The following is a 21,015-nucleotide window of genomic DNA, read 5'->3' as shown; positions in this document are numbered from 1 at the left end:
GGGAGCCGGATCAGCCGACCGCGCCCCGGAACGCCCCGGTGTGCTCCCGGATCTGCTCCGGCGTCAGATAGGCGTCGGTGTACTCGAAGTCCCGCAGCGTCCCCGCCTTCGAGGCGAGGAACCCGGTGCGCACGTAGTCGTCACCGGCCGCCGCGTTCAGCAGCCAGTTCGTCATGACCCGGGTCTTCGCCACGTTGGTCCGCAGCGCCGCCCAGTGGTAGCCGCGCGCCACCGCCTGCGCCGCGGGCCCGTGCAGCTCGACGCCCAGCGGCTTCGACACCCCGTCCATGCCGCCCAGGTCCACCACCAGGCCCAGGTCCTTGTGGGTGTACGGGGCGGTGGCCTCGCCCCGCAGCGTGGCCACCAGGTTGTCGGCGAGCCGCTTGCCCTGGCGCATGGCGTGCTGGGCGGTCGGCGGGCAGATCGCGCCCGCCTCGCCCTTCGCGAGGTCCGGCACGGCCGCCGCGTCGCCGAGCGCCCACACCCCGTCGAGGCCCGGCACCCGCATCTCCGGCGTCGTCACCAGCCGGCCGCGGACGGTCTCGGCGCCGACCGTGCCGACGAGCGGGCTCGCGGCCACGCCGGCCGTCCAGATGAGGGTCCGGCAGGGCAGCACCCGGCCGTCCGTCAGGGTGACCGTCTCGTCGTCCACCGACGCCACCGACACCCCCAGCGAGATCTGGATGCCCCGCTTCGTCAGGATGTCCAGGGCGGCGGCGCCCAGCTTGTCGCCCAGTTCGGGCATCAGCTTCGGCGCGATGTCCACCAGGTGCCATTTGATGAGGGCCGGGTCCAGCCGCGGGTAGCGCTTGACCGCGTTGTGGGTGAGCAGCTGAAGACAGGCCGCCGTCTCGGTGCCCGCGTACCCGCCGCCGACCACCACGAACTGCAGCCGCGCGGCCCGTTCGGCGTCGTCGTCGCTGGCGTCCGCCAGGTCGAGCTGGGCGATGACGTGGTCGCGGATGTAGACCGCCTCGGCCAGCGTCTTCATGCCGCGCGCGTGGTCGGCGAGCCCCGGGATGTCGAAGGTCCGGGTCACGCTGCCGGGCGCGAGCACCAGATGGTCGTACGGCTCGACGTCGTACTCCCCGGAGATCGTCCGGACGACGACGGCCTTCGCGGCGGTGTCGACGCCGACCGCCCCGCCGGGGACGATGCGCGTCCGGTGCTTCTGGCTGCGCCGCAGCGACAGCGCCACCGACTGCGGGGTCAGCACGCCGGCCGCCACCTGGGGGAGCAGGGGCAGGTAGAGCTGGTACGAGAAGGGCGAGAGCAGCGTGATCCGCGCCTCCCGCTCGGTCAGCCGCCGTTCGAGCCGTTTCACGCAGCCCACACCGGCGAAACCGGCGCCCACCACGAGAATCCTCGGTCGCGTCACGCTTGCCGCCTTCCGTATGAGCGTGCGAAGTGCCGCCGCCTGTGACTGCATAGGCACCATGTGGCACTTTTTCGCTGACTATCCGTGGTTCACCCTTTTTATCGTCATTGCGGCGGGCTCGCTTCTCGGCATGGTCCGGTTCGGGCCGGTGAAGCTCGGCGCGGCGGGCGTTCTCTTCGCGGGACTGCTGGTCGGAGCGCTGGACCCGGACATCGGCCCGGCCGTTCCCGCCGGGCTCTCCGTGCTCGGTCTCGCGCTGTACGTGTACACGGTGGGCCTGGAGGCGGGGCCGGCGTTCTTCCGGGAGCTGCGGCCCCAGCTGGCCGTGATGCTCGGCGCGGTCGCCGCGCTGGTGCTCACCGCGCTCGCCGTCGGCGTGATCGGGCACGGAGTCTTCGGCATCGACGGCCCCTTCCTGGCAGGCGGGTACGCGGGCATCGGCACCACCACCCCGGGCCTGGCCGCCGCCCAGGCGGCCTCGGAGGACCCGGCCCAGGCCGCCACCGGATACGCGATCGGTTACCCGCTCGCCGTCGTCCTCACCATCCTCTTCGTCGCGGCCGTCGCGTCCGTACGGAACTGGCCCGGCCGCCGCGACCCGGGCACCGGCCTCCCCGACCGGCTCGTCACCAGGACCGTCGACGTCACCCGCGCCGCCCGCTGGGCGGACGTCCCCGGCGCGGCCTCCGGCGCGCTCCTCGCCAGCGCCCACCGCCCCGCGGGCTCCGCCGTCCGCGTCGTCACCGGCGACCCGGGCCCGCTCGCCCCGGGCGACGCGCTGGTCCTCGTCGGCGGCCCCGAGGCCGTCGCGGCGGGCGTCGCCGCCCTCGGCACGGAGGCGCCCGAGCACCTGCTCGATCGCCGCGACGTCGTCGACTACCGCCGCATCCTGCTCACCAACCCGGACCTCGCCGCCCGCACGGTCGCCGAACTCGGCCTCGCCGACCGCTTCGGCGCCCGCGCCACCCGGGTCCGCCGGGGCGACCAGGACCTCCTCGCCCACGACGACCTGCTGCTCCAGCTCGACGACCGGGTCCGCGTCGCCATGCCGCGCGAGCGCACCGCCGAGGTCTCCGCCTATCTGGGCGACACCGAGGCCCGGGTCAGCGAGGTCAGCGCCGTCAGCATGGGCCTCGGCCTCGCCGCCGGCTTCCTCATCGGCATCCCGAAACTGACCGTCGGCGCCACGGTGCTCTCCCTCGGCACCGCCGCCGGCCCCCTCGTCATGGCGATGGTCCTCGGCCGGCTCCGCCGCACCGGCCCCCTCGTCTGGGTGCTGCCGACCCGCGCGAACCTGACCCTGCGCCAGATCGGCCTGCTCGTCTTCCTCGCCTGCGTCGGCCTCACCTCCGGCTACGCCTTCCGCCGGGACGCCTTCTCCCTCTTCGGCCTGAAACTGCTCGCCGTGCTCGTGCTCGGCGCCCTGCTCAGCTACGCCCTGATGGTCCTCGTCTGCCGGCTCCTCGGCCAGAGCCGCCCCCGCACGATGGGCCTGCTCGCCGGATACGTCGGCAACCCGGCGATCACCGCGTACGCCAACAGCCGTGTCTCCGACAGCCGGGTGAACACCGGCTACGCCACCCTCTTCGCCCTCGCCATCCTGGTGAAGATCGTCTGCATCCAGCTCATCGTGGGCCTCTGACGAGCGGCCCGGCCGCCTTTGGGTTACGTTGCCCGGGGACCCCGCACGGAAGGCGGAAACGGCACCATGACCACGTACCAGGTCGGCTACTTCGTCGGCAGCCTCTCGACGAAGTCCATCAACCGGACCCTCTCCAAGGCCCTGCTGCGGGTCGCCCCGCCGGGGCTGGAGTTCCGGGAGATCCCCATCAAGGACCTCCCGCTGTACAACCACGACTTCGACGCCGACTACCCGCCCGAGGGCAAGGCCCTCAAGGACGCGATCGCGGCCGTCGACGCGGTGCTCTTCGTGACGCCCGAGTACAACCGGTCCATCCCCGGCGGGCTCAAGAACGCCATCGACTGGGCCAGCCGGCCGTGGGGGACCAACTCCTTCACCCACAAGCCGTCCGCCGTCATCGGCGCCTCCCCGGGCAAGATCGGCACCGCCGTCGCCCAGCAGAGCCTCCGCTCGGTGCTCAGCTTCTGCAACTCCCCGCAGATGAACGCCCCCGAGGCGTACATCCAGTTCACCCCGGGCCTCTTCACCGACGACGGCGAGGTCACCGACCCGACCACCCAGCAGTTCCTGACGGACTTCATGAACGATTTCAAGACGTTCATCGAACGCGTCCTGACCGTTCTGCCGCAGCGCTAGCCCTCCGGCACCAGCAGCGCCACCAGCCGCCGGACCGCCGGGCGGGGGTCGGGGGAGTCCGGCCAGGCGGTCATCAGCAGGTGGTGGACGGTGCCGACGAGGGCGAGCGCCGCGGTCCCCGGGTCGAGACCCGCCGGGACGCGGCCCAGGCCGCGCTCCGCCTCCAGATAGCCGGCCACGGCCTCCTCGATCGCCGCGAAGCCCGGCGCGCCCGAGGCCAGCGCCTCGCGGATCCGCAGGGTGGCGGCGGGACGGGCCATGGCCAGGCCGGAGAGCGCCGGACCGCCGGAGTCGAGGAGCGCGAGGACGACCGCGTCGAGGTTCCCGCCGACCGTGCCCCGGCCCGCCGCCCCCGCCAGCGCCCGCGCCTTCTCCGCCGTACGGGCGAAGCGGTCCAGGCACAGCTCGGCCACGAACTCGTCGAAGCCGGCGAAGTGGGCGTGCAGCAGCCCCTTCGCGCATCCCGCCTCGGTGGTCACGGACCGGCTGGTGAGCGCACCGGGCCCGTCCCTCTCCACGACCCGCTCGGCCGCCGCGAACAGCCGCTCGCGCACGTCCGGCGTCGCCACTCCACGCGGTGACATGACAGCCCGCCTCCCTCTCCCGTCCGCGTCCCGGACCCCGGCCGGTTCCCGCTGCCTGGATCGTAGACGGCATTGCCGGGATGGGCACACGCCCATACTGTTCGGGTATGGGCCAGCGCCCATACCCGAATGGGCATACGCCCATACTTGCGTTCGTGCCGAGGAGGCAGCCGTGACCACCATCGTCAACACCGCCCAGGAGCAGGCGTGGAACGGCCCGGAGGGCGCCCACTGGGCCCGCCACCAGGACCGCTGGAACGCCGTCAACGACGGCTTCAACACCCCGCTGCTCGACGCCGCCGGCATCGCCGCCGCCCACCGCGTCCTCGACATCGGCTGCGGTGCCGGACACACCACCCGCCTCGCCGCCCGCCGCGCCCCCCGCGGCCACGCCCTCGGCCTCGACCTGTCCGGGCCGATGCTCGCGGAGGCCCGCGCCCGGGCCGCCGCCGAAGGCATCGGCAACATCGCCTTCGTCCGCGGCGACGCCCAGACCCACCCCCTCGACGAGGCGACGTTCGACGCGGTGATCAGCCGGTACGGCGCCATGTTCTTCGCCGACCCCGAGGCCGCCTTCGCCCACCTCGGCCGCGCCCTGCGCCCCGGCGGCCGGCTCGCCCTCGTCTGCCCCGCCGACCCGGAGCGGAACGCGTGGGTGACCGCCCTGACCTCCCTGCGCGGCATCCTGCCCGTCGGCGACTTCGGCCGCCCGGGCCTGCCCGGCATGTTCTCCCTCTCCGACCCGGACGCCGTCCGCGCGCTCCTCACCGCCGCCGGGTTCACCGGCGTCACGCTGACGGAGGCACGCGCGTACGGTACCTGGGGCCGGGACGCCGCCGACGCGGCGGACTTCCTCCTGGCCACCGGTCCCGGCCGCCACCTCATGCAGCTCTCCGACGAGCCCACCCGCGCCCGCGCCCGCGCCGCCCTGACCGACCACCTCCGGGCCCACGAGACCGCCGCCGACGGGGTCCGGCTGCTGAGCACGTCCTGGCTGATCACGGCCGAGCGGCCGTAGCGGGCGTGCAGCACACCCGGTGTGTCGCTGCCCTGATCCAGGTCATCTGCCTGGCCCTGCTCGTCTTCTGCCTGATGGAGCGTCCGGTCAGACGGGAGTGCGAGAGCTGTCACTGATGGAGGCAGGTGCACCGTCCGACACGGGGCGCGGGCAGACTACGCACATGAAGCTCCCCGCCGAAGCCGTGGCCGCCGCTGCGCTGCTGGAGGTCGTAAGGATCTCCGAACTCCCGGCAAAGCGGGGCACCCCGTATCCCGGCAGCGTGGGCGCCCACTGGATCGGGCGCGAGGCCGTCAGGGCCCTGGCCTTGATCGAAAGCCTGCCCGGCAGCGAGCAGCACCGCTGCGGCTTCTCCCCGGGCTGGAGTGTCCGGGCGTACGCGGACACTCTCGACCCGGTGCTGTTCGAGGCGGCGTTCTGCTTCAGCTGCCATGAGGTCCGCATGCACGGAACCGCCGTGCCTTCCGCGCTCGCCACGCAGTTCTTCGACGCGGGCGCCCCGCAGGCGCGCGCCCTCCTGGCGCTCTTCCGCGAGGCAGCCCCGTAACCGGCCGCCCCCCAAACCGACCACTCCAGCCGGCCGGATCGGCCGACTGGAGCGGTCGGCCACAAGAGACCTGAAACGGTGACCCGCGCAGTCCGGGGCTAGAAGACGACGACTCCCAGCGGGCGCGCGCCGGCCGGAAGGCGCTGCACGTCGCCCGAGGCGAGGTCGACGACGCTGATCCCGTCCCAGTACCCGTCCCGCGTGAACCCGCCGGTCACGTACGCGGTCCGGCCGTCCTCCGACACGGCCACGTCCTCGTGCGGGCCGTCGAGCGGGTAGACCCGCTCGACGCCTTCGGGCGACCGGACGGTCAGCGAGGCCCCCGCGTCCTCGCTCGGGTCGATCGGACCGGTCCCGACGGCGAAGAGCGTGCCGTCCGGCGTCACGGTCGCCCCGTGCTGGTGGGTGTTCGCCGTCATCTCCTCGATCGCGACCCGCCCGGTGGCCGGGTCCACGACCGCGAGCCGCTCGCCCTCGAACGGCAGCAGCAGCTTCCCGTCCGACGGGCGGACGGCCGTGTGATGCGGCTTCAGCCACGAGCCGAGCCCGCCCTCGGTGCCGTACGGGGCGACCTCGACGCGCCGGGCGTCGAGCGAGCCCACGTCGACGACGGTCACGTCGAAGGAGTCGTGGTTCGTCGCGTACACGGAGGAGCCGTCCCGGCTCACGTCCACGTCGAACGGCCGGCGGCCCACGTCGACCACGTCCACGACCTCCAGGGAGGCGGTGTCGATCACCTCCAGGGTGCCGTTCCCGCCGGGCACGTTCACCCCGACGTACACCCGCTTCCCGTCCGGCGCGAGCGCGATGCCCATCCCGCCGCCGCGGTACTCGCCGGTGGTCACCGGGCCGGTGTCGGTGCGGTACGGGACGAGGGCCAGGCGCTGCCGGGTCGCGGTGTCCACGACGGCGACGCCCTCGGCGGTCGCGACCCAGGCCCGCCCGTCCTTCCCGAGGGCCAGCCCGTACGGCGCGGTGCCGACCTTCACGGAACCCGTGGCGCCGCGCGCGGGGTCCACGAACGTGACGGTGTCCGCCCCGAAGTCGCTGACGAGCAGAGTCCCCGCCGCGGGCCGCCCGGCGGTCGCGGTCCCGGACGGCGCGGGGCCGGCGGACGGCGGGGGAGTGACCGTGACGGAGGGGCGCTCCGACGACGCCACCGGGGCGGCGGGCGCCTCGTCCGCCCGGGCGCATCCGGTGAGCAGGACCCCGGCGACGGCCGCGGGCAGCAGGACGCGAGCGGTACGGGACGGGCGGCGGATCTTCGTCATCTCGGGCTCCTCGGTACGGGACAGGAGGAGGACACCGCGCGAACCGGCCCCTCCCGTACCCCGATCCTCCGTGCCCCGGGATCGTGGTCCGCTCGCCCGGCCGGCCACGTCCCCCGGACCCTTCGGCGGACCCCCGGGTCCACCGATCGGCTGACCCGGCTCAGCCCTGCGGCAGCGACCGCATCGCCACGATGCCGGCGTGCCCGCCCGGGCCGCCCTGGCCGGGCACCGGCCCGGCACCCGGCAGGCTCGCGGGACCCGGCAGCCCGGCGGGACCGGCGGCCGGCGCGGGAGCCCCGGGCGCCGGCTGACCGGGCACGCCCGGAAGCCCCTGCTGCCCCGGCTGGCCCTGCATCCCCGGCTGGCCCTGCTGCCCCTGCATCCCCGGGCCGCCCTGCATCCGGGGGCCGCCCTGCATGCCCGGGCCGCCCTGCATTCCGGGACGGCCGACCGGCGCCGGCAGTCCCGGCTGGCCCTGCATCCCGGGCATCCCCGGCTGCTGCCCCGGCACGCCCTGCTGGCCCTGCATCCCCGGCACGCCCTGCTGGCCCTGCATCCCCGGCATGCCGGGCTGTCCGGGCATCCCCGGCATGCCCGCCGGCGCGCCGGCGCCCATCGGCGGCTGCGGCGCGGGCGCGGGGATCTTGATGTACCGGCTCAGGTCGCGCAGCACGTCCTCCGCGGTCTGGCGCACGTCACCGGGAACGTCCCCCCGCTCCCGTATGAGCTGGGCGTAGATCGGTGCGGTGCCGTCCGCGTGGTTCATGGAGTCCGTCGCTTCCTGTCAGCTGGGGCCGGGGCCGCCCTTGGCGGGCAGACGGCGAGTCTACGGGGCACCGCCGACACCCCGTGGCGCGGGGAGCCCGCCGCAGCCCCGCCCGGGGTGCCCGGAGGCACGCCCCGGGCGGACCCGAGCACACCCCTGTCCGTGTCAGGATCGAAGGATGCTGGAGAAGATCATCGCCGCGTGTGACGGCGCGTCCAAGGGGAATCCCGGCCCCGCCGCCTGGGCCTGGGTCATCGGCCGGGCGGACGGCACCGTCGAGCGCTGGGAGGCCGGGCCGCTCGGCCGGGCGACCAACAACGTGGCCGAACTCACTGCCCTGGAACGGCTCCTGGAGACCCTGGACCCCGCCGTGCCCGCGGAGATCCGGATGGACTCCCAGTACGCCATGAAGGCCGTCACCACCTGGCTCCCCGGCTGGCGCCGCAAGGGCTGGAAGACCGCCGCCGGGACCCCGGTCGCCAACAAGGACCTCGTCGTCCGGATCGACGCCCTGCTCACCGGCCGGGACGTCGACTTCGTCTACACCCCCGCGCACCAGGCGGACGGCGACCCCCTGAACGACGCCGCCGACCGCGCCGCCAGCCACAGCGCCCGTACGCAGGAGCCCCTGGGCTCGGACGCCGGTTCCGCCCTGCCCGACCCGGAGCCCGCGGCGGCGCGTACCTCCGCGCCCCGCGCGCCCCGGGCGCGCTCCTCCGCGTCTGGCGGTTCCGGCGCCTCGGGGGCCCGCCGGAGTCGCCCGTCCGGCGGCACCCTGAAGGCCCGGTTTCCGGGCCGCTGCCGCTGTGGGCGTGCCTATGACAAGGGGGAGAGCATCAGCAAGAACGCGGAGGGCTGGGGCCACCCGACCTGCGTCTGAGCGCTGACGCCGTCCGAGGGGCGGGCGGGCATGTCCGCCCCCTGAGACCGCGTTCCGAGCGCCTCGGGCAGGCTTCACCCGCGCGTGGATCCGGGTTCTTCCGGGGTTCTGTTCTCAGAGCTGTTGTGGCTGCATACTGTTCCTCCTCGCACCTGGTGACGAACCGTTTTGGCTGCTCATCCGACGTCTCTCGACGTGACCTCGGCACCCGGCGAGACTCCCCCCTTCACTTCCGGCGCACAGCGTCGTGACGGAAGTGACCCCTGCCCGTGAAAGACCCGAGGTTCCGTGCCAGTACCTGTTCTCCTGACCGGGCGCTCCGTGCGCCTGGAGCCGCTGGCGATGCGGCACGCCGAAGCCCTCGCGCGGGCCGGCGAGGCGGACCGATCGGCCTATGCCTTCACTCCCGTGCCCGACGGCCTGGAATCCGCACTCGACTACATCGCCCGTGCCCTGGCCGAACAGGCCGTGGGGCGCTGCCTGCCCTTCGCCCTCGTCAGCACCGCTGACGACCGGGTGATCGGCTCCACCCGCTTCCTCGAACTCGACTATTGGCGGGGGCCGCTGGTCTGGCCCCCGGCCCCCGGCCATCCCCACGGTGATCCGCTCACCGCGATCCCCGACGCCGCCGAGATCGGCAACACGTGGATCGCGGGCGACGCCCGGGGCACCGGCGTCAACACCGAGGCGAAGCTGCTCATGCTCCGCCACGCCTTCGAGAACTGGGGCGTCCGCCGGATCACCCTCCGCGCCGACGCCCGCAACACCCGCTCGCGGGTGGCCATCGAACGCCTCGGCGCCACCTGCGAGGGCATCCGCAGAGCGCACTCGCGCGGCCTCGACGGCGCCGTCCGGGACACGGCCTTCTACTCGATCCTCGACGAGGAGTGGCCCACCGTTCGGGACATCATCGAGCTGCGGCTCAGCGCCCCCCGCCGGAGCCGGGTCCTCCAGGACCTCCTCCCGGCCTGACCCGCCCTGCCCGCGCCGCCCGCCCTGCGGGCGGCGCGCCGGGGTGTTTTCATGGAAGTGACGGGAAGGACTCCGCGTGAGGACACGGAGTAGCGGCCCCGGCCGCGCACCGTGCAATCAGGATCCGCGAGAAGCGGGTGAGTCCTTCCCGCCCCTCCTTCCTCTTTCTCCAGGCCGTCACGCCGTCAGCAGGTAGAGGCTGCGGCTCACCAGCCACAGTCCCAGCAGCAGGCACAGGGCGACGACGGCCGGTTCCTTGTGACGCGTCAGCCACGCGTGCAGCCCGGTGAGGGCGCGCCGCGCCCGCTCGGGCGACAGCAGCGTCCACAGCTCCATCGCCAGCAGCGACGACGTGGCGATCAGGCAGAAGCCGGCCAGCGCCACCACGTTCCCGGCGTCGGACAGATCGGCCTGGACGACCGTGGCCGCCGCCGCGCCCACCATCCCCCACGGCTGTACCAGCAGCGGAAGGGCCGCCGCGGACCGGAAGGACACCCCCTCCGAGGACGCCGGCTCCCGCGTCACGGCCGCGTCCGCCGCCCGGGCACCGGACCCCCGGCGGGTCCGCCACCGGTACACCGCGTACCCGACCAGACCCGCGCCGATCACCAGCGTCGCCACCTGGGCGGCCCGCGACGGCGGGGAACGGGGCGGCGGCGGCTCCCCGCCGGTCAGCAGGACGACGACCGCGATGACCGCCACCAGGCACGCCAGCCAGGACCCGAGGAACACCGCCCCCTTGCGCAGCCCCCGGTCCGAGGCCAGCACCAGCACGAAGGCCATGACCGGCAGCGGGAACAGCGCCACCGCGAGACCGATCACCACCAGGTCGACCACCATCGCGTCACCACCCGTCCGCGGACACCGCCCCGTGAGCACCGAAGGGCCGGCCGCCGGGACGGACGGCACCGTCAGGGCCGGTCCTTCCGCAGCGAGTCCCCCACACCTCTGACCCGTGCGCCGAGACTCCGCCACGCCCGACGCAGGTCCGCCCTGGCGCGGTCCGTCCTGCCCTCGGCCTCCAGCCGCTCGTCGCCGCTGAGCCGGCCGGCGAACTCCTTGGCCCGGCCCCTGGCCCTGTCGACCTCGTGCCGGACCCTCTCCTGCGCCCTGCCGATCGTGCCGCTCATGCCCGCGATACCTCCTCGGACCGTCCCCGACCTCCACGCTAGGCCGGGGCGGCCGCCCGTGCCCGGCGGGTGGCGATCATGGGCCGGTACCTTGGGCGGCGACACAGTGCCGTGCCAGGGAAGGACCGAGTGATCGCCGTGCCCGCAGAACACCCCGCCGCCGACGCCCCCGCCGACCGGGACGCCGACGTCCTGTGCCGCACCGAGGGCCGGGCCGGTTTCCTCACTCTCGACCGGCCCCGGGCCATCAACGCCCTCACCCACCCCATGGTCCGCGCCCTCGACGCCGCCCTCACCGCCTGGGAGCACGACCCGGCCGTCACCACCGTCGTGCTGCGCGGCGCGGGGGAGCGGGGCCTGTGCGCCGGCGGCGACATCCGCGCCATCCACGCCGACGCCCGCGCCACCGGCGGCACCGCCACCCTCGCCTTCTGGGCCGACGAGTACCGCCTCAACGCCCGGATCGCCCGCTACCCCAAGCCGTACGTCGCCCTCATGGACGGCATCGTCATGGGCGGCGGCGTCGGCGTCTCCGCCCACGGCTCCGTCCGCGTCGTCACCGAACGCTCCCGCATCGCCATGCCCGAGACCGGCATCGGCTTCGTCCCCGACGTCGGCGGCACCTGGCTCCTCGGCCGCGCCCCCGGCGAACTCGGCACCCACCTCGCCCTCACCGGCGGCCAGATCGGCGCCGCCGACGCCCTCCTCACCGGCCTCGCCGACCACCACGTGCCCGCCGCCGCGCTCGACGCCCTCGCCTCCGACCTCACCCGCCTCCCCGCCGACGAGGCCCTGGCCCGGCACGCCACCCCGCCCGCCCCCGGCCGGCTCGCCGAACAGCGGACCTGGATCGACGCCTGCTACTCCGCCCCCACCGTCGAGGAGATCGTCGACCGCCTCACCGACAGCGGCGTCCCCGCCGCCAAGGAAGCCGCCACCACCCTCCTCGCCAAGTCCCCGACCGCCCTCAAGGCCACCCTCGCCGTGCTGCGCGCCGGCCGCGCCCTCGACAGCCTCGAAGCCGTCCTCGACCTGGAGTACCGGGCCTCCTGCGCCGCCGTCACCAGCCACGACCTCGTGGAGGGCATCCGCGCCCAGGTCGTCGACAAGGACCGGAACCCGCGCTGGCGGCCCGCGACCCTCGCCGAGGTCACCGACGCCGACGTGGCCCGCTACCTCACGCCGCCGCCCGGCGGCGACCTCGGCCTCGCGCGCTGACCGGCCCCGCCCCGGCCGCCGGCTCGCCCAGCGCCAGCGCCGCCGTCCGCCACGCCTCCGTGACGGCCCCGTGCGCCAGCGCCGTCGCCGCCGAGACGTCCGCCGGCAGCCGCAGCGGCGCCCCGATGTGCACATGAAGACACGGGCGCCGCAGCGGGGCCGTCAGCACCCCCGCGACCTGCTTCACCGCCCCGCCCGACGTGATCCGCCGCGCCCCCGCCTGCCCGACCGGCACCACCGGCGCGCCCGTCGCCCCGGCGAGCCGCGCCAGACCCGTGCGGAACTCCTCCGGCGGTGCCTCCGACGCCTCCCGGCGCGGCGGGATCCGCCCCTCCGCGTACAGCATCACCGGGCGCCCCGAGGCGAGCGCCACCGCCGCCCGGTCCAGCGCCGCCGAGGCGTGCGCCGTGTTCCGGTGCACCGGCACGTAACCGTCCCGCGACAGCGCCGCCCCCAGCCCCGGCACCCGCCACAGCCCGGCCGCCGCGAGCAGCACCGGCTCGGCGCCCAGCCGCCGCCGCAGCGCGGCCAGCACCAGCGCCGGATCGGCGAGCGAGGTGTGGTTGGCGACGATGATGCTGCCCGGCTCGATCCGGGCCCCCGGGTCCGCGGTCACGGTCAACCGCCCGAAGAACGGCACGACATGAGCGGCGAGACGACTGAGCACGGGCGGATCCCCCACCTTCGGAACCGGGACGACGACGGCCCGCCCATCGTCCGCCGCAGCCCCCGCCGCCGGCATGGGCGCCCGTACTCACCCCGTACTCAACTCCGCCGCCCCGCCCACCTGGTGTCCGCCGCCCGCCGCCCGCCGTCTACGCTGACCGGCACGGGGTCACGACGGCGAAGGGCGGTGCACGGTGCGAGCGACACTCCGCCGACCCGCGCCGACGGCGCTCCTGGCCCGCCTCCTCCCGGCCCTCCTGTGCGCGCTCTGCGCCTTCCTCACCGCCCCGCTGCCCCCGCCCGACCCGGCCCCGGCCGCGGCGAGCGCCCCGGCGCACACCGCCGCGCCCGCGGACGTCTCCGCCTCCGGCACGGACGCCGCGCCCGCCCAGGCCGTCGAACCGGCGGACGCCGTCGAGCACGCCGTACGGTTCCCGGCGCCGCCCGCCGCCCCCGTGGTCGCGCGCCACGCGGACGCGGAACCGGCACGCGGGCGCGTGGCGGGGGACCCGCAGCGGGAACGCGCGCCGCCCGGCCTCCCGTACGACCCCACGGCCCCCCGCGGCCCACCCTCCACCCGGCACAGCTGACGCCGCTTCACCTCGTCGCCGTCCGGGCCTCCGGCATGCCCGCCGCCCGGCCACGCGCGCGTACCCCAGCTCACCCCGCGCGGACCGCCGCCGTCCCGGCGCGCGTCCGCGCACCGCCCGTGGAGACCCCATGTCCTCGTCCGCCGTGCTCCGGCGCGCGCTCCTCGCGCTCGCCGTCGTCGCGCTCGCCCTCTGGACCGCCCTGACCACCTCGCCCCGCCTCGGACTCGACCTCCGCGGCGGCACCCGGATCGTCCTGGAGACCCAGGACGCCCCCGGCGTCCGCGCCGACGCGGAGGCCACCGACCGCGCCCTGGAAGTGCTCCGCAAGCGGGTCGACGGCCTCGGCGTCGCCGAACCGTCGCTCGCCCGCTCCGGCGAGAACCGGATCGTCGTCGAACTCCCCGGCCTGCGCGACCCCCGCGCCGCCGCCGAGGTCATCGGCCGCACCGCCCAGCTCACCGTCCACGCCGTCACCGGCACCGCGCCCGCGCCGGCCGAACGCCCCGCCGCCGACGGCACCCGCGCCCTCGCCGACCCCGACGGCGGCGGCTACCTCGCCCTCGCCGCGCCCGCCCTCACCGGCGACGGCGTCAAGAGCGCCGACGCCGTCCTCGACAGCGCCGGCGGACGCGGCTGGACCGTCGACCTCGCCTTCCGCGACGGCGCCGCCGCCGACTGGGCCCGGCTCACCGGCGAGGCCGCCTGCGCCCCGGCCGGCGACCCCGCCCGCCGGGTCGCGATCGTCCTCGACGGGCGGATCGTCTCCGCCCCCGCCGTGCAGACCGGCGTGACCTGCGGCGCCGGCATCACCGGCGGCGCCACCCAGATCACCGGCGGCTTCTCCGCCCAGGAGGCCCGCGACCTCGCCGCGCTCGTCGAGGGCGGCGCCCTGCCCGTCCCCGTCACCACCGTCGAGCAGAGCACCGTCGGCCCGACCCTCGGCGCCGACGCCATCCGGGCCAGCGCCCTCGCCGCCGTCATCGGCCTCGCCTGCACCGGCCTCTTCGTCATCGCCGTCTACCGGCTCCTCGGCCTCCTCGCCACCGTCGCGCTACTGCTCTACGGGCTGATCTCGTACGCCGCCGTCGTCGCGCTCGGCGCCACCCTCACCCTCCCCGGGCTCGCCGGTTTCGTCCTCGCGGTCGGGATCGCCGTCGACGCGAACGTCCTCGTCTTCGAACGCGCCCGGGAGGAGTACGCGCTCCTCGGCCGGAACGCCGCCACCCGCGATCCGCGCCGCCCGCTCGCGACCGCGTTCGGGAAGGCGTGGAGCGCCGTCGCCGACTCCAACATCACCACCCTGCTCGCCGCCGGACTCCTCTTCGCGTTCGCCACCGGCCCCGTGAAGGGCTTCGGTGTCACCCTCGCCATCGGCGTCCTCGCGTCCATGCTCACCGCCATGGTCATCACCCGGCTGCTCGCCGACGCGGCCCTCGCCCTGCCCGCCGTACGCCGCAGGCCCGGACTCACCGGCATGGCGGGCCTCGGCCGGCTCCGCACCCGGCTCACCCGCCGGGCGCCCCGGCTGATGGCACGGCGCCGCCGCTGGTTCACCGTCAGCGGCGCGCTGCTCCTGCTCGCCGTCGCCGGGATCGGGGTGCGCGGCGTCGAGCTCGGCGTCGAGTTCACCGGCGGCCGGGACGTCCGGTACACCGCGACCCGCCCGGTGGACGCCGACGCGGCCCGCGCCGCCGTCGCCGCCGCCGGCTTCCCCGACGCCGTCGTCCAGACGACCGGCGACGGCGGCCGGGACATCGGCGTACGCGTCGGGGAGACCGGCGACGCGGCCCAGGACCGCATCACCGAGGCGCTCACCGACGCGGCCGGTCCGGTCACCGTCGTCCGCGACGACCTCATCGGCCCCAGCCTCGGCGACGAGCTCCGCGCCCACGCGCTCCTCGCCCTCGGCCTCGCCGTCGCCGCCCAGCTCGCCTACCTGTCCGTCCGTTTCCGGTGGACGTACGCGGCGGCGGCCGTCGCCGCGATGGCGCAGGACGTGCTGCTGGTCGTCGGCCTCTTCGCCTGGCTCGGCAAGCCGGTCGACAGCGTGTTCCTGGCGGCGCTGCTGACGGTCGTCGGCTACTCGGTCAACGACTCGGTCGTCGTCCTCGACCGCCTCCGCGAACTCCGCCGCAAGGGCGGCCGGCTGCCGCTCGCGGACCTCGCCGACCGCGCAGTCGCCCAGACCCTGCCGCGCACGGTCAACACCGGCATGGGCGCCCTCTTCGTCCTGACCGCCCTCGCCGTCCTCGGCGGCGACACCCTCACGGACTTCTCGGTCGCCCTCCTCGCCGGCGTCGTCCTGGGCATGGCGTCCACGGTCTTCACCGCCCTCCCCCTGACCGTCACCCTCGAATCCCGCTCCCCCACCCCCACCCGCCCCACCAAGCCCCGCACCCCGAACCCGACAGGCGCCGTCGTCTGACCGGCCCCCTCCGGCCCCGGCCCTCCACCGGGGCCGGGTCCCCTTGTCCGTCCCGGCCGCTACGGTTCGGGGATGGGATTCACGAGTGCCTGGGCCGTCACCGCCCACCCGGATCCGACGATCGCCGCCCTCGCCCTCCGCCTGCTGCCCGCCATCCAAGCGGACCGCGAACGCCCCGGGACCCGGGAGCGATGGGAGGCTTGGCGGCACAATCCGCTGCCCGACCACCGCACCTGGTACGCGGTCGAACCGCCCCCGGGGACCCCGGCCGCCGACCCCGCGGCGATCCGCGCCTTCCAGGACCTCACGGCCCCCGGCCCTGCCGTGGACGACGTCTGCGGAGGGGTCCAGGACCCCGGCTTCGACGTCCTCGACGACCTGTGGGACGACGACCTGGACCACGAGGACGTCTTCTTCTCCGTCCACTCGAAGGAGTACGCGGTCGCCTCCCTCTTCCACGCCCTCGGCCCCTCCCGGGCCGCTCTCCTGCCCGGCTGGTGCGGGAACTTCCTGCTCACCGCCGCCCAAGCGGCCGCCGCGCTGCCGGACATCGAGCGGGCCTTCACGTTCTCGGCGGAGGAGCGGGCCGCCGCCGAAGCGCGGGACTGGCTCTGGTACGGGGAGCGGGAGCCGTCCGTGCTCGACGGGCCGCCGCGGGTGTGGCGGGCGGCCGTGGCCAAGGGGCTGGGGCTGTGCGGGGTCGCCGTACACCTGGCGTGACGTGGGCCGAAGGGGCGGTGGGGGTGACCGGGGGCGGGTTGGGTCGTTGCACGCGTAAAACGATCAGACGGTGAGGACGCGGAGGTGGTTTCCGTGAGCGTGCAGCAGGCCACGGCGGTGAGGACCTGGGTGCTCGACGACCCGGAGGACGTACGGGAGGCGGCGGGGGAAGTCGCCGCCGGGCGGGTCGTCGCGCACGGGTTCGGGAACGGGTACGCGCTGGTCTGCCGGCCCGGGCGGGAGGCGGTCGAGCGGGTGCACCGGCTGACGGGGCGGGCCGCGGGCGCGGTGACCGTGCCCGAGCGGATCCCGGCCGCGTTCGACTGGACACGGCTCCCCGAGGGCGTGCCCTGGCAGCAGGTGCGGTCCCTGATGGACGAACTGCTCGCGCTCGGGCCCGTCGGTCTGCGCGGCCCGGCCGCCGACCGGGTGCCCGAGGCGCTCACCACCCCGGAGGGGGACCTGCGAACCGTCCGGGTCGTCGCCCCCGGCACCCGCTGCCCCTCGCACGCCTTCCTCGGCGCCGCGCTCGCGCGGACCGGCGGCGACTTCCTGGCCGCCGCCGCCACGGACGGTCTCCCCGACGGGCTCGGCGCCGAACCGGACGTCAGGATCCTCGCGCACGCCGACGAGGAGGCCGCCCGCCGGCGGCATCCGTTCCACCGGCCGGCCCCCGTCAGCGTCCTGGCCTTCCACCGCACCGCCGGCCACACCCGCTCCGGCCTGCCCGCGCTCGTCCTCGAACGGCACGGCTCGCTCTCCGCCGACCACATCCGCGCCGTCGCCGCCAACCACGGCTTCGGTCTCGCCGCCGCCCCGCCCACCGCCTGACCCGGCGCCACCGCCTCAGGCGGGCGCGCCCAGCGCGATCTCCGCCCACACCGTCTTGCCCTCGGTCTCGTACCGCACGCCCCACGCGTCCGACAGCGTCGAGCAGATGTGCAGACCCCGGCCGCCCTCGTCCCCGGCCTTCGCGTGCCGCAGGTTCGGGGCGGTGGCCGCGCTGTCGCGGACCTCCACGGTGAGCGAGTCGTCGCCCCTCAGCAGCCGCAGGACGATCGGCGCGGCGCCGTGCCGGACCGCGTTGGTGACCAGTTCGCTGACGATCAGTTCGACGGTGAGCGGATCCACCCCGAGCCCCCACTCCTGGACCCGCTCCTCCGCCGCGTGCCGTACCGGCGCCACCGCCGACAGCTCGCCCGGCACCTCCCACTCGGCGAGGTCGCCGGCCGGCAGCCGCAGGGTGCGGGCCACCAGCAGGACCCGCTCGGGCGCGAGGAGCGCCGCGAGGTCGTCGGCCATCGGGTGCGGGCCGCGGTCGGGCCGGGCCAGCGCCGCCGCGATCCGGGCCCGCGACGGACCGCCGCCGGCCCGCTCGGACGAGGCCAGGCACAGCGTGGTGCCCTCGGGCAGCTGGTGGGAGGCGCAGGCGAACGGCGGCCCGTCGCCGCCGAGCAGCGGCCCCTCGTCGACCAGGTCCGTGTCGAGGGAGCCGTCCGGCCGGACGGCGACGCACAGCGAGGAGCCCGCGCGGGCGATCTCCAGCCGCCCGGTCACCGGGTCGTGCACGGCGATCGTGCAGCTCGCCGCCGGCTCGTCCGGGGCGTCCGCCCCCGCCTGCTCCCGGGCGAGACGCAGCGTCACGGTGTGCAGCCGGGCGAGCAGTTCGTGCGGGGCCAGGTCCAGCGTCGTCAGGCTGTACACGGCCGTCCGCAGCCGGCCCATGGTGGCCACCGCGCTCAGCCCGGGCCGCTCCACCTGGCCCACCAGCAGCGCGACCCGCGCGCCCGGCAGCGGGATGACGTCGAACCAGGACCCGGCCCCGGTGCCGCCCGGCCGGTGCCGCTGGGCGACCTCGACGGCGTGCCGGCTCTCGCCCTCGGGGCGCAGCGGCCAGGACTGGAGCGCGGTCATCACGATGTGCTCGCGGGTGAAGCGCAGCGCGTTCTCCAGACAGGTCGCGGTGTGCGCGGTCACCCCCTCGGCCAGCGCCAGGTCGTCCTCGGTGTACGGGTCGGCGTCGGGCGCGCGCCGGAACGCCACCGCGCCGAGGAGCTGTCCGCGGACCGCGAGCGGCGCCACCAGCCGGACGCCGTCGCCGGCGGGCACCAGCTCGGGCTCCTCGGGCAGCCGCTCCCCGAACAGCCCGGGCAGCAGCACCGTCCCGGGCTCCGGCAGCGGCCCGTCCGCCCGCACCGCCCCGGAGCCGCCCACGGCGGCGCACCGCAGCAGCGGCGTCTCCCCGGGCCGCCGCAGCTCCGGCGGCTTGCCGCGCAGCACCGCGTCGGTCAGCGCCACCACGGCGGACCCGGCGAACCCGGGCACGGCCACCTCGACCAGCTCCTGCGCGGTCCGCTCCACGTCCAGGGTGCGGCCGATCCGCTCCCGCGCCTGGTAGAGCAGGCCGAGCCGCTGCTCGGCGCGGATCCGGTCGGTGACGTCCATGACGGTGGCGACCAGCCCGACCGGCGGGCGCCCCGGTGCGGGCCCGTCCCCGTCCCGCTCCGGTGCGCGCAGCGGGTACACGGAGACCGAGTAGACGTGCTCGTGCCCGGCGTCCTGCGGCGGCCGGCCGGGGATCAGGACGTCCCGCAGCGGCGGGCCGCCGTCCAGGACCTCGCGGAGCACGTCCTCGTGGACGTCGATGCCGAAGGCCCGGTACGCCTCCCGGGCGGGCCGCCCGAGGACGTCGTCCGCCGCGATGCCGCGCAGCGCGAGGACCGCTCCGGTGACCCGCACCACGCGCAGCTCGCGGTCGAGCACGTGCACCCCGACCTCGGTCTGCCGGAACACGGTGTCGAGGATGGCGCTGTCCAGGGCGGCGCCGTCGATCTCGGCGCGGTCGAGTGCGGGGGGAACGTCCTCGGCCATCTGCACCCCTGCCCGCGCTCGACTCCCGGTTCCAGGCCCAGTCTGGCCGCTCCCGGAGCCGTCCGCCTGTCGCCACACGCCGCCGGGGTCGCCCGTCCGGCGGCGGGCGCGGCCGTCAGCGGGCGGCCGGGGGCACGAGGAGCAGCCCGGTGCCGAGGGAGCGTTCGCCGGTGGCGTCGGACGGCTGGTTGACGACGCCGGCCGCCGTCGCGAGGACGCTCGACCCGCCGCCGTCGAGGTTCAGCGCCTCGCGGGCGCCGAGGGCGCGCATCAGACGGGCGGCGCCGTCGATGCCCAGGCCCTCGCTGACGCCGGGGCGGCGCCCGTCGGCGACGACCAGCATCAGGCGGCCCCGATCGTCCACGCCGATCATGGACCGGGGGTTGGCGCGTACTGTCCAGTCGTAGGTGAACGACGGGTCGGGGCCGTCGCGGACGACGCCGTCGGCGACCGCGTTCACCGCCACCTCGCCGTCGCGGACCAGGGTGGGGCCCACCTGGAGGACGGTCGTGTCGCGGTGCAGCGGCACCGGGCGGTCCCGGCCGTCCCGCACCCGCTCGTCGAAGGTGAGCGTCGTGCCCACGCGGGCGGTGCGCAGCAGCCACGTGGCGCGGTCGCCGGTGGCCTGGAGCGTGGAGCCGCCGGGCGGGACGGCGGCGCCGCGGCTCTCCCGGACGGCCGTCACCCGGCCCCGGGCGTCCAGGACGGCCTCCGCGCCGGGACCGGCCGGGGGCGTACCCCATTCGGGGGTGAACCGGACGAGCTCGCTGTCGTCGGTGCACCGGACGTCGTGCTGGGGGCGCTCCGTCGGCCGGTCCCCGCCGACGCCGCCGCAGTTCCAGATGGTGCCGGGGATCCGGTTGACGCCGTCGACCTCCGTCGTCTCCCCGGCCGCCGTGACCGTCACCCGGGCCGTGAAGGTGCCGACGGAGAAGGACCGGCCGCCGCGCTCCAGCCGGATGCCGGACCGCCCCTGGGTGGCGGAGCCGAGGAGCCGGCCGTCCCGCACGTAGAGGCCGCCGGGGGCGTTGTCGTAGAACCACTGCCCGTTGATCCCGGCGACCGCGCCGGCGGCGCCGATGAGGGACGTGAGCCGCTCGGTGCCGTGCAGGGTCGGGCCGTGGCCGGCCTCCAGCCGGCCGCCGAACGCGCCGAGGTCGACCCGCAGGACGTGGACGCGCTGCGGCACGTCGTCGTCGGTGCCGTCCTGCGCGGTGGAGCGGGTGCGGGCCGTGAAGCCGGCCGCCCGGAGCCGGCCGGCGAGCGCCGCCGCCCCGGCCTCGTCGGGCGAGCTCCCCGTCCGTACCGTCCAGCCGAGCACCCCCGGCGCCAGGTCCGCGTAGCCCGGGTGGGTCACCTCCGACACGCGCGGCTCGAAGCCCGCCGCCCGCAGCGCCTCCGCCACCCGCAGCGCGGTCCCGCGCGGCCCGAGGGCCAGCGGCGCGCCGGCGAGCGGGCCGTCGGCCTCCCGGGGGAGGTTCACCTGGACGGTCCACACGTGGCCGGCGTCCCGGCGCCCGTACGTGTAGGTGGTGAGCGTCACGCCGCGGGCCGGCGTGCTGGTGACGCTCGCCGCGTCCTCCACGGGGTGGCGGGCGGCGGGACGGGCCTCGGCGAGCGGCACGGAGGCGGCCGACAGGACCGCCGCGGCGGCGAGGAGGGCGAGGGACCTGCGCTGCATGGGAGTCCTTCCGTCGT

20 protein-coding genes are annotated in these 21,015 nt (G+C 76.0%); 11 read left to right on the top strand and 9 right to left on the bottom strand.

What is annotated here, in order from left to right; all coding sequences use genetic code 11:
* Nucleotides 1–10 precede the first annotated feature (10 nt).
* A complete protein-coding gene (locus ACFVQZ_RS02390; protein WP_030494940.1) occupies nt 11–1,378 on the bottom strand; it encodes an NAD(P)/FAD-dependent oxidoreductase in 1,368 nt (455 codons plus the stop codon).
* A gap of 16 nt (nt 1,379–1,394) precedes the next feature.
* Between ACFVQZ_RS02390 and ACFVQZ_RS02385 the strand changes: the two genes are divergently transcribed.
* Both ACFVQZ_RS02385 and ACFVQZ_RS02380 read left to right on the top strand, forming a co-directional pair.
* Nucleotides 1,395–3,020, top strand: coding sequence for an aspartate:alanine exchanger family transporter (locus ACFVQZ_RS02385; RefSeq protein WP_383618970.1), 1,626 nt, complete (start codon nt 1,395–1,397; stop codon nt 3,018–3,020).
* Between the two features lie 66 nt (nt 3,021–3,086).
* On the top strand, nt 3,087–3,656 hold the full coding sequence (locus tag ACFVQZ_RS02380; protein WP_383618968.1) for an NADPH-dependent FMN reductase: 570 nt from the start codon (nt 3,087–3,089) through the stop codon (nt 3,654–3,656).
* Here ACFVQZ_RS02380 and ACFVQZ_RS02375 read toward each other — a convergent pair.
* Entirely contained in the window at nt 3,653–4,240 is a 588-nt protein-coding gene (locus ACFVQZ_RS02375; protein WP_030494937.1) for a TetR/AcrR family transcriptional regulator, read from the bottom strand. The genes ACFVQZ_RS02380 and ACFVQZ_RS02375 overlap by 4 nt on opposite strands.
* A 172-nt stretch (nt 4,241–4,412) precedes the next feature.
* Here ACFVQZ_RS02375 and ACFVQZ_RS02370 point away from each other — a divergent pair, with 172 nt between their 5' ends.
* The gene (locus tag ACFVQZ_RS02370; protein WP_383618966.1) at nt 4,413–5,258 is read left to right on the top strand and encodes a class I SAM-dependent methyltransferase; all 846 of its coding nucleotides are present in this window, start codon (nt 4,413–4,415) and stop codon (nt 5,256–5,258) included.
* A 163-nt stretch (nt 5,259–5,421) separates the two neighbouring features.
* The gene (locus tag ACFVQZ_RS02365; protein WP_383618964.1) at nt 5,422–5,805 is read left to right on the top strand and encodes a hypothetical protein; all 384 of its coding nucleotides are present in this window, start codon (nt 5,422–5,424) and stop codon (nt 5,803–5,805) included.
* A gap of 98 nt (nt 5,806–5,903) precedes the next feature.
* On the opposite strand, the gene ACFVQZ_RS02360 is transcribed toward ACFVQZ_RS02365, so the two are convergent.
* Nucleotides 5,904–7,076, bottom strand: coding sequence for a hypothetical protein (locus ACFVQZ_RS02360; RefSeq protein ID WP_383618962.1), 1,173 nt, complete (start codon nt 7,074–7,076; stop codon nt 5,904–5,906).
* Nucleotides 7,077–7,236: 160 nt separating this feature from the next.
* Entirely contained in the window at nt 7,237–7,842 is a 606-nt protein-coding gene (locus ACFVQZ_RS02355; protein ID WP_383618960.1) for a hypothetical protein, read from the bottom strand.
* Nucleotides 7,843–8,020: 178 nt separating this feature from the next.
* Here ACFVQZ_RS02355 and ACFVQZ_RS02350 point away from each other — a divergent pair, with 178 nt between their 5' ends.
* Nucleotides 8,021–8,722 carry a ribonuclease H gene (locus tag ACFVQZ_RS02350; RefSeq protein ID WP_383618958.1) on the top strand — a complete coding sequence of 234 codons (702 nt, stop codon included), beginning with the start codon at nt 8,021–8,023 and terminating at the stop codon, nt 8,720–8,722.
* A 288-nt stretch (nt 8,723–9,010) separates the two neighbouring features.
* Nucleotides 9,011–9,694, top strand: coding sequence for a GNAT family N-acetyltransferase (locus ACFVQZ_RS02345; RefSeq protein ID WP_030494932.1), 684 nt, complete (start codon nt 9,011–9,013; stop codon nt 9,692–9,694).
* 177 nt (nt 9,695–9,871) lie between these two features.
* Here ACFVQZ_RS02345 and ACFVQZ_RS02340 read toward each other — a convergent pair whose 3' ends face one another.
* Both ACFVQZ_RS02340 and ACFVQZ_RS02335 read right to left on the bottom strand, forming a co-directional pair.
* On the bottom strand, nt 9,872–10,534 hold the full coding sequence (locus tag ACFVQZ_RS02340) for a GAP family protein (RefSeq protein ID WP_383618956.1): 663 nt from the start codon (nt 10,532–10,534) through the stop codon (nt 9,872–9,874).
* Between the two features lie 71 nt (nt 10,535–10,605).
* Entirely contained in the window at nt 10,606–10,824 is a 219-nt protein-coding gene (locus ACFVQZ_RS02335; RefSeq protein WP_383618954.1) for a CsbD family protein, read from the bottom strand.
* Nucleotides 10,825–10,902: 78 nt separating this feature from the next.
* Here ACFVQZ_RS02335 and ACFVQZ_RS02330 point away from each other — a divergent pair, with 78 nt between their 5' ends.
* A complete protein-coding gene (locus ACFVQZ_RS02330; RefSeq protein WP_383618952.1) occupies nt 10,903–12,042 on the top strand; it encodes an enoyl-CoA hydratase/isomerase family protein in 1,140 nt (379 codons plus the stop codon).
* Here ACFVQZ_RS02330 and ACFVQZ_RS02325 read toward each other — a convergent pair.
* Nucleotides 12,002–12,709 (bottom strand): lysophospholipid acyltransferase family protein, encoded by a 708-nt coding sequence (locus ACFVQZ_RS02325; protein ID WP_383618950.1) that lies wholly within the window; start codon nt 12,707–12,709, stop codon nt 12,002–12,004. The two genes, ACFVQZ_RS02330 and ACFVQZ_RS02325, sit on opposite strands and share 41 nt — an antisense overlap.
* Before the next feature lie 193 nt (nt 12,710–12,902).
* Here ACFVQZ_RS02325 and ACFVQZ_RS02320 point away from each other — a divergent pair, with 193 nt between their 5' ends.
* From ACFVQZ_RS02320 to ACFVQZ_RS02305, 4 genes are all read left to right on the top strand, one after another.
* Nucleotides 12,903–13,298, top strand: coding sequence for a hypothetical protein (locus ACFVQZ_RS02320; protein WP_383618948.1), 396 nt, complete (start codon nt 12,903–12,905; stop codon nt 13,296–13,298).
* A gap of 130 nt (nt 13,299–13,428) precedes the next feature.
* Nucleotides 13,429–15,726 (top strand): protein translocase subunit SecD, encoded by a 2,298-nt coding sequence (gene secD, locus ACFVQZ_RS02315; RefSeq protein ID WP_383618946.1) that lies wholly within the window; start codon nt 13,429–13,431, stop codon nt 15,724–15,726.
* A 72-nt stretch (nt 15,727–15,798) separates the two neighbouring features.
* Nucleotides 15,799–16,446, top strand: a complete 648-nt coding sequence (locus tag ACFVQZ_RS02310; RefSeq protein ID WP_383618944.1) for a hypothetical protein — start codon at nt 15,799–15,801, stop codon at nt 16,444–16,446.
* A 93-nt stretch (nt 16,447–16,539) separates the two neighbouring features.
* Nucleotides 16,540–17,277, top strand: a complete 738-nt coding sequence (locus ACFVQZ_RS02305) for a hypothetical protein (RefSeq protein WP_383618942.1) — start codon at nt 16,540–16,542, stop codon at nt 17,275–17,277.
* 15 nt (nt 17,278–17,292) lie between these two features.
* Here the strand turns inward: ACFVQZ_RS02305 and ACFVQZ_RS02300 are convergent, their stop codons facing one another.
* Complete coding sequence (locus ACFVQZ_RS02300; protein WP_383618940.1) at nt 17,293–19,317, bottom strand: SpoIIE family protein phosphatase; 2,025 nt, start codon at nt 19,315–19,317, stop codon at nt 17,293–17,295.
* A 115-nt stretch (nt 19,318–19,432) separates the two neighbouring features.
* Nucleotides 19,433–20,998 carry a phosphodiester glycosidase family protein gene (locus ACFVQZ_RS02295; protein ID WP_383618938.1) on the bottom strand — a complete coding sequence of 522 codons (1,566 nt, stop codon included), beginning with the start codon at nt 20,996–20,998 and terminating at the stop codon, nt 19,433–19,435.
* Between the last annotated feature and the right edge of the window lie 17 nt (nt 20,999–21,015).

Source organism: Streptomyces sp. NPDC057854, assembly GCF_042797055.1.
Lineage (GTDB): Bacteria > Actinomycetota > Actinomycetes > Streptomycetales > Streptomycetaceae > Streptomyces.
The sequence above is the reverse complement of the archived record's forward strand: the minus strand, read 5'-3'. Positions and strand labels throughout refer to the sequence as shown.